Here is an 8,991-nt window from a genome sequence, read left to right as displayed (position 1 = left end):
CCCGAGCCGCCCGCCTGCACATTTTGATTTTCCACATCGTAAACCAGCAAACCGCAATCTTTGTGATTGGGTATTTGAACCCCTTCACGAGCCAGCAATTGCCCCAGCAGCTCACTGCCTACCAGGCCCAAATCTCCCGTATAGATGGCATCAAAATCCGTCGGCACAGCACCGGAATCCGCAAGATAATTAAGAATGGTCTCACAGGCAGCCGGCGCCATGGCCGCTCCCATATTGTTGATGTCTGTCACATTGTAATCACGCACGCGGCCAAAGGTGACCGCTTGAATCATAGGGCCCTGCGCCATCCGGGCCAGCACCAATGCGCCGGCCCCTGTGACGGTCCATTGAGCAGTGGGTGTTCTTTTTCCACCGTAGAGCAATGGCGTACGAAATTGCCGCTCGGCCGCACAAAAATGGCTGCTGGCCATGGCCGCTGCACGACGCATGGCCCCCGAAGCAACCATACAGGCCGCCAGGCCTACGCCTTCGGCCATGGTACTGCACGCCCCATACAAACCAAGATACGGCACATCAAATCCACGCATGGCATAGGCCGAAGCAGTACATTGACATTCCAAATCCCCGGCAAACACTCCATCCAGTTCTGCCGCCGTCAAATTTGCCTTTTTCAGCGCCGTTTCCAACGCATAACGCGCAACATCACTCTCTGCCTTTTCCCAACTTTTTTCCCCGCAAGTGGTATCCGATAAAAGCACGTCAAAAGTCTGTGCGAGCGGACCTTCTCCTTCTTTTTTACCGCCTACCGCTGCCCAGGCAACCGCTCGAGGTGGATGCTCAAAGAAAACGGTATCCCCTTTTCGTCTCACTTGACACGGCCTCCCAGTTTATCAAAAGAAATGGTACGCCCTTTTTTGTCCGGCACTTTATGCATCGAATGCGGCACCGGTTCAAAAGGTATGGTGTCTCCCTTTTTCATCTGTTCAACCTCCTATCAAAGGCTGCAAAAAATGATATAAAATGCCCCAGCCCACGCTGGCCAGCATACCGTATACAATGACAGGGCCTGCAATTACAAACATTTTGGCGCCCACGCCCGTCACCAAACCTTCGCTGCGGAATTCAATCGCCGGAGATACTACGGCATTTGCGAACCCGGTGATGGGCACCAGTGTTCCTGCTCCCGCTTTGGCTGCTAGTTTTTGATACCATCCGAGCGAAGTAAAAATGCCGGATAAAGCCACCAATGTGGCACTGGTAAGTGTCCCCGCATCCGCAATGGCAAAGCCCAAGGTCCGATACAGCGTATTTAGCCCTTCGCCCAGACAACAGATGGCTCCTCCCACAAAAAAGGCCCACAAGCAGTCCTTTGCCACAGGAGAGTGCGGCGACGCCTTCTTTCTCATCTTGTCATAGGTCTGATTGTCCATGTGCACGGTCAACGTCTCCTTTTTTGCAGCTCTTTTCTTTTCATTATTCCCAAAGAGATACCCCTTATTCCCTTACAAAAAAGCGCGGAAACCAAACTTGGTTTCCGCGCTTTTTTCTTTTACCAATTATTGACTGCGTGCTCAGCAAAGGCCGGCAATCCATCAATTTTTAAAACTGTGCCATCCTCCCACACAGCCGTTCCATAGAACCGACCAAACATTTGATGACAACAATTGTTTACCCACAGCGCCTTTGTACGGGTCGTGCGATCATAAACCGGTTTCAGTGTCAAATCCAGTCTTCCCTCTTCATCCCGTAAAAGCCACGGGCGCATATAGTTGGTTTTGTCCAGCAAAAAATGAACCCGTCCTAATTTTGAAAAGCCGCCCGCATAAAACAGACAATTCTCTGTGGCCGCACTGGTATCGCCAAATCCCATACCCAGGTTAAAGCCAAACAGCTTGTCTCCCAGCAGACCCGTTCCGTTGGACCAATACCACTCGTTGTGGAAGGGCCACACACCGCGTCCCCAGTCCAAAAGGCCAAAGGCATCTTCCCCAAAATAGTAGGTTTTATCCTTGTATTTTGCGTATCCACAGGCCGACATGCAATTGATCTTCTGGTTATAATAAAAAGATGTGGGCGCCCCCGCAAAGGGAATATTGACCACAATCGAATTTGGATTTTTTCGCATCAACGTTAATTCTGCTTCAAAATCCTGGGTAACAAAGGAAAGATAACGGGTGTCTCCCTCCGTTTTAAAGCGGAGCAGCATTCCATTTTTCTCATACCTTACGTCACTGTCCTCCTCGGCGCTCTCCGGCAAATGAAGCCGGCCAAAAGGCAGCGCCAGCAGACGGCTGATGTCTGCGATCATTTCCCCTTTTTGAAAATCGAACAGCATCACTCCCACTTGCCCCGCATAGGAGGCATGCCCGTAAGTGAACTGGATGCATTTTTCTCCATCGGAAGCCTGGTAAAAGTCCCATTCCTTGATGCGATAAAAAGGCGCACGAATGTCCGCCCGATGGTAAGTGCACACTGCCCTGCGAGAATAACCGGGCACAATGGCTCCCTTCTCATCCAACACCGGACCTGCGTGGATGATTTCTTTTTCTTCCATAGCTCCCTCCCCTACCATTTGTTATTTTTATAAAAATATTACAAAATGTTGATTTTATACATATTTGCCTTTTTTGAATTTACGGAATCGAACAATCTTAGACCCATTATAGCACATTACTTTAAACGTTACAGTGTCCAAACTTCACAAAAGGGTTCTTTGTTTTTCGGCAGAAAAGAAACGAGAGGCCATAAGCCCCTCGTTCATTTTCCTTGATGTTTTGCCCGAGAAAGATTGATGCGACGAGCCGGCGGCACGTCCGGTCTTGGCACAATGGCCTGAGCCGGTGTGGAAGTTTTGTCCGCCACTTCCATTGTCTTTTCCTCTGGCTGGCTCTGCTGTTCGGCACACTGGGGCGAAATCAAAGCAGACTGCTTTACACTCCACAATCCCGACGCTGCAAATAAAAGCAGACTGACCACACCTACAACGGCTAAGGTCACTGGGAATCCGGCCCACCAAGCACAGAATAAATCATAGCTGATGTTTTCTGTTGGCATCCACTCAGAAAAATTCACAGCTCTCACCAACACGGCCAGAAAAATTAAAGTCATTGCTGTTCCCAACAGTGCCTGCTGTACACATGTTTTCCATTTTTCTATCTGACTGCTCGCCAATCGAAGAACGGTAGCGGCTGCGATTCCCAGGCCTAAAAGTATCCCCCAGGCCCAAAACCGCACCTTACGATACTGAAGCACTACATTGAGTGCCGCTTCAAAAGGCGGACGTACCGCCTCTTGATACGTTCCCTCACAACTGATTTGCAGCGCGCTGTACCGGGACTTTTGCTCCTCAGTGAGCGGAGCACCGGTCTCCTGCATCACGATCTCATTCAGCTTCTCCGTAAGTCCGGAAAAGCGAGCGGTACTGCTTCCATCCGTTCCGCGGAAATAGGCATCCACATTCAAAATCAAATCGTTGCGCACGTTGCTTTCATAGATGTACTCGTAAACAGCGGAGTTGTTCAGACCCGCATCCGCGGCATAACCCTGACAGGCCACGCTCACCGCGTCGGTAAGGCTGGAAAAATAGCCGGTACGATCCATCTTTCCAATAAGGTATCCCTCTCGAAACAACGTAAGCTCCAGCGCGGTCAACACACCGCATAGAGCAATGCACACACAAAGAATCCCTGTCATCAATACGCGCACCGCTCGCTCTACTCTCATGTTTCTCCCTCCACAATCTTAGGTCCGCTGACATACTCGGCACAAACCATATAGCGATATGGAGTCAGCGTAAGCTGACCAAAGGGATAACAGGTATACAAAAGCACACTCCGGTCAGGTGCGGCTTGTAAATCGTCCATTCCGAACTCATCGGCCCGCACCACTTCCATCTCGGTAACTTCGTAATGATATTCGCCGTAGCGAGTCTCAATAACCACTTCAGAGCCCAGTTGTACACTCTCCAAATCACGAAAAAAAGTTCCCGTATGACCGCCGATCAGCGTAGCTCCGCTCTGACCGGGAATCGATCCATCTGTATACGTGCCAGCACCTGCGTGCAGTTCTGCTTCACTGTCACCGTAATAAAGATTGCACTCCACCGCGGTACCCTCAATATTCAGTGTCCCATAAAGTTCTCCCTGCTGGGGCATTCCACCCGCCTGGGCCAAATCCACCGTTTCCGCAGGCTCCAGCTCTTGCGTCTCAAACAACGCTTTGGGACTGGGCACCGCTTTGTAACCCTGCACATTCGCAGCTTGTGCTACAGACTGCATTACTGGCGCGCCGCCAAAGGCCAAAACGCCCAGCGTGCACAAGCAAAAAACAACCGGAAGAATCCAATTCTCCCGGTTGCAAAAAAAGGTTTTCCATTCACGCAGCAGTTTTTTCATGGAATCCATTTTTCAAAAAACCGCCTTTTTTATTGATGACTGCGTTTTTTCAGCAGTACGGCACTGCCCGCTACCAAAACGGCGCACAGAGCAACTACACCGGCCAAAGCCAAGTTGAAGTCCGCACCAGTGCCCTTCAGAACGGTTTCGTTCGAAGCCGGAGGAGTCACAGAAGGCTCCTCAACTACAGGAGGCTCCGGAGTAACCGTTGTTCCTACGGGAGCAATCGTGTAGGTGCTGAAGTGAGGCGCATAGAAAGTAACCGTCGTTTTATACATCGCATTCGGGCTGTCATTCACAACAAAATTGACATAACCGGTCTGGCCGTTGCACTCCCACATATAATTCTGCGCGGGATCCAGTCTCTCTTTGAGGTAAAGAGAAACCACAGCGCCCAAGCTGGACTGTGCACCGCCCTCAAACGCAGCAGAAATCGAAATCGTGTTGCCGGACACCTTCAAATCAGACACAGTCAAAGATGCACCGGGATCTTTATAAATCACGCTCACGCTGGACTCATTGATGGTGGCATTCGCAAAAGAAGCATTGTTGGCATAAATCGCTCTGCTCATCGCATCAGCCATCGCCATGCTGACTACGATGTTCTTATCGCTGTTGATCTGAGCTGCCAAAGCCTCGCCATTTTCCAGCGTAGGATTTTTGTAAACCTGAGACGCCATGTCTTCCGCAACCTGACCAGGGGTCGCATCTGCCGCAAAAGCAGGAACTGCCAACGCAACCGCCATGACCAAGGCACAGAAAGCTGAACCAATTCTTTTCAAATTCATTTTCAGTCCTCCTCAAACACATCCACGCAAAGTGCGTTATACAAAATCCTTATATCCCTTTTAACGGACTTTTCAATGGCGAAAAACGTTTATTTTCCCCAATTTCTCACAAAAGTAAAGAAGCCAAAACCATTCCCGCAAAACACAAGAAAACTGCGCCAGATAAAACCGTTTTTTTCTCCTTTCCCTCGCCGGCGGGCACAGCGGTCAGCGCCGCAAACACGATTGCAGGCACAAGCACAGCCGGTGTATCAATGCTGAAAAACGCCTGTACGCAATAAGCCGCCAGAGGCGCCGCAAAAATCGCGCACCGGCGCCACGCACAACGCAGTCGGCCCAGCCAAAAACCGCACCAGCACAACAGCCCCACCGCACCTGCACAAATCAAATGCTGAAGATACACATTGTGCGCTGAATCAAAAGAACGTCCGTTCAACTCCACGATTTGGTTTGTATAAAGAGGATTTAAAAGAGCATTCACCCCTTCAGCGCCCACGCCTGCTATCTTTTCCAGAACGGAGAGTTCGTTCACATAACTCTGTGTCAATACGGACCAAACGTATCCTCGGCCGGACCCCCATTGCGGAGAAAAAAGCAACAATTCTCGCCAGGCACCACCGTCAACCAACCCTGCGTTGACCGCCACGACCAGCGCCAAAAGAGCCAGCACAACGCACAGAGCCGACCAGCGAAAAAAACGGGCACAAACCACCGGGCGCCTTTTGCTCAACAAGAAAGCCAACACACCGCACAAAAACACACCCGGCAAAGCCACCACCGGCTGACACAACCACGCGGAAATCGTACGAAGCTCTCCTCGCACTTGCGCCGTTTTGGAAACCCAGCCTACCAAAGCTGCACAAACGAAAAATACCGCGGAAATCGTCAGCAGCCGGCCGACCATGCGGGTATCTGTGCGCTTGAGGCACAACAGCACGGCCACTCCGACCACAAATCCCAACCACGGTCCATCGCTGTTGGCAGGCACCAAAGCACTGCACAAAAGCACCGAAACCGCGCCCCATGCGTACACTGCCGATTGGGTATGTGCGCGTGTGCATCCGTAGAGTGCCACCGGCGCAGCCATGCTCATCAGGCCGCCAAAAAAGTTGATGTTGCCCAATGTGGACAAAAACATGTGGTCCTCTCCCGGTTGAAGGGAATAGTAAACGCTCAGCGGATCCATCATAAAATAATTCAGCCAAGCCAAAAGCGCGGCACAACAACTTGCGCCCAAAAACACTTGCAGCAACAAAGGGACATCCCCTTGCCGCACACCGATCCGCACAAGCAAATAGCACATTGCGCATAAAAGCAGCATACATGTTCCGTTGCGTCTGCCCGCAAGGCCCCAGAAAGACACCGCCGGATCTTGGGACCACAAAAGATTGACTACATATAAAAGGCACAGTCCCGCTAACCACAATTCACAAGCGTACCATCGCAGACGCGGACGGTTTGGACAGCGTATGAGATTATACACCACAGCTACCGCCGCACACACAGTGACCGCGCCAAAAAGAGCGGTCTTCCCGTCCACAATCTGAACATATCCATTGTACATATACAATAGGAGCCAGCCCAAAAGCGTTACAGCATACGCACTGCCTGCGCCCAAAAATAGTCGCGCCAGTTTGCCTTTTTCCTCGTTCATGGCCGTCCTCCTCTGTTTTATTCCTTTTGAACAATACTTCATTTTTGAGTTGGTGTCAAATAAAAAAGGGCCCCGGCTTTTGCCGGGGCCCTTCACTGAAATCGTCTTATTTTCCGTAGTAGGCTTTTTTGTACAGCTCTTCGATTTCACTGACCAGAGGATACACAGGGTTCGCCGTAGTGCACTGGTCTTCGAACGCTTTGTAAGACAGCTCATTGACCTTGCTCATGAACTCGGCCTCACCGATGCCGCAGTCTTTTACAGACAAAGGACGGTCGGTAGCCTTCATCAACTTAACAATGGCCTCAATCAGGCAATCCACCGCTTTTTCCGTGGGCGTGCTGGCATCGCACAGACCTACACGGCGAGCGATTTTTGCATAACGTTCGTCGGCCACATACTCTTTGTATTTGGGGAACGCTGCAAATTTCGTAGGTTTGGTGGCGTTGTACTTGATGACATAAGGCAACAGAATGGCATTGGCGCGACCGTGAGGAATGTGATACTCACCGCCCAATTTATGAGCCATGGAATGATTCAATCCCAAGAACGCGTTTGTAAAGGCCATACCTGCAATGCAGGACGCATTGTGCATCTTTTCACGAGCCAGCTTATCGCCCGCATAGGATTTCTCCAAATACGTGAACACCATTTCAATGGCATGCAGAGCCAAACCGTCGGTGTAGTCGTTGGCCATCACGGAGACATATGCCTCAATGGCGTGTGTCAAAACATCCAAACCGGTATCGGCCACAATGCTCTTGGGCATGGACCAAGTAAATTGCGGATCGATGATGGCCACATCGGGAGTCAGGCTGTAATCAGCCAGAGGATATTTGATGTTTCCGTTCTTTTTGTCGGTAATGACAGAGAAGCTAGTAACTTCAGAGCCAGTACCGGAAGTTGTCGGAATCGCGACCAGTTTTGTCTTTTTGCCCAGTTTCGGGAATTTAAATGCACGTTTACGAATGTCGAGGAAGCGCTGACGCAGACCGTCAAAGCTGGTTTCGGGATGTTCATAGAACAGCCACATGCCCTTGGCCGCGTCGATTGCAGAACCACCACCGATGGCGATGATGACATCCGGCTGGAACGAACGCATAGCCTCTACGCCACGCATAATGCACTCCACAGAGGGATCGCTCTCTACGTCAGAGTAGATCTCAGCATGGCAGTACTGCTCACGTTTGCGCAGGTAATACAGCACTTTGTCCACATTGCCCAGTTGCACCATGACCGGGTCGGTGACGATGAACGCGCGGGAGATGTCCTCCATTTTCTCCAGATACTGAATGGAATCTTCCTCAAAATAAATCTTGGGCGGCACCTTGAACCACTGCATGTTGACTCTCCGTTTCGCAATACGTTTTTTGTTGATCAGGTTGACGGTGGTCACGTTTTGGCTGACGGAGTTTTTACCATAGGAGCCACAGCCCAGCGTCAGAGACGGAGTGTTGGTGTTATAAATGTCACCAATGGCGCCCTGCGAAGACGGGCTATTCACAATGATACGGCCCACACGCATGGCAATGCCATACTCATCGGCGATTTCCATGTCTCCCGTGTGGATGACCGCGGAGTGACCCAAGCCACCCAGCTCCAGCATTTTATTGGCATAGTCAAATCCTTGCTGTTTGTCTTTGACCTTGAAATAGGCCAGAACCGGGCTCAGTTTCTCTTTTGCCAAAGGATGATTGTCATCGGGTTTATCCAAAGGTGCGATCAAAATCTTGGTTTTCTCAGGGACCTTCAAGCCGGCCTGCTCCGCAATCCAGTTAGCGGATTTGCCAACTACAGGAGCAAATACGCCCTTGTGAGGATCGGGGAACATATATTTGGCCAATTTTTCTGTCTCTTCCTTGCTCAGGAAGTAGCAGTTGTTGGCTTTCATATAGCTTTCAAAGTCTTTGGCAATCTCCTGATCGACGATGACGGCCTGTTCGGAGGCGCAAATCATACCATTGTCGAACGTTTTAGACATCATCAGGTCCGTGCATGCACGATGCAAATCGGCCGTTTTGTTGATATAGCAAGGCACATTGCCGGGGCCTACGCCCAAGGCCGGCTTGCCACAGCTATAGGCCGCCTGTACCATTCCAGGACCACCGGTGGCCAAAATCGTAGCCACACCCGGATGATTCATCAGTGCACCCGTGGCCTCAATCGAGGGTTTATCGATCCACTGAATGCAGTT

Annotated in this window: 8 protein-coding genes; all 8 read right to left on the bottom strand. The window is 50.8% G+C overall.

All coding sequences use genetic code 11. The annotated features are described in order from the left end of the window. A partial coding sequence (locus AB5H98_RS11665; RefSeq protein WP_367926069.1) for a stage V sporulation protein AD occupies positions 1 to 830 on the bottom strand: 830 nt, incomplete at its 3' end. Between the two features lie 114 nt (positions 831 to 944). Then, complete coding sequence (spoVAC, locus tag AB5H98_RS11660; RefSeq protein ID WP_367926068.1) at positions 945 to 1,391, bottom strand: stage V sporulation protein AC; 447 nt, start codon at positions 1,389 to 1,391, stop codon at positions 945 to 947. A 119-nt stretch (positions 1,392 to 1,510) separates the two neighbouring features. After that, on the bottom strand, positions 1,511 to 2,515 hold the full coding sequence (locus AB5H98_RS11655; RefSeq protein ID WP_367926067.1) for a DUF2804 domain-containing protein: 1,005 nt from the start codon (positions 2,513 to 2,515) through the stop codon (positions 1,511 to 1,513). A 203-nt stretch (positions 2,516 to 2,718) separates the two neighbouring features. Next, complete coding sequence (locus AB5H98_RS11650) at positions 2,719 to 3,684, bottom strand: hypothetical protein (RefSeq protein WP_367926066.1); 966 nt, start codon at positions 3,682 to 3,684, stop codon at positions 2,719 to 2,721. Further along, positions 3,681 to 4,364, bottom strand: coding sequence for a class D sortase (locus AB5H98_RS11645; protein ID WP_367926065.1), 684 nt, complete (start codon positions 4,362 to 4,364; stop codon positions 3,681 to 3,683). The genes AB5H98_RS11650 and AB5H98_RS11645 overlap by 4 nt, the downstream gene beginning before the upstream one ends. A gap of 20 nt (positions 4,365 to 4,384) precedes the next feature. Beyond that, positions 4,385 to 5,143, bottom strand: a complete 759-nt coding sequence (locus tag AB5H98_RS11640) for a hypothetical protein (protein WP_367926064.1) — start codon at positions 5,141 to 5,143, stop codon at positions 4,385 to 4,387. Positions 5,144 to 5,249: 106 nt separating this feature from the next. Beyond that, the gene (locus AB5H98_RS11635; protein WP_367926063.1) at positions 5,250 to 6,797 is read right to left on the bottom strand and encodes a hypothetical protein; all 1,548 of its coding nucleotides are present in this window, start codon (positions 6,795 to 6,797) and stop codon (positions 5,250 to 5,252) included. A 106-nt stretch (positions 6,798 to 6,903) separates the two neighbouring features. Beyond that, a partial coding sequence (gene adhE, locus AB5H98_RS11630; RefSeq protein WP_367926062.1) for a bifunctional acetaldehyde-CoA/alcohol dehydrogenase occupies positions 6,904 to 8,991 on the bottom strand: 2,088 nt, incomplete at its 5' end.

The sequence above is a fragment of the uncultured Ruthenibacterium sp. genome, assembly GCF_963558415.1.
Classification (GTDB): domain Bacteria; phylum Bacillota; class Clostridia; order Oscillospirales; family Ruminococcaceae; genus Ruthenibacterium.
The sequence above is the reverse complement of the archived record's forward strand: the minus strand, read 5'-3'. Positions and strand labels throughout refer to the sequence as shown.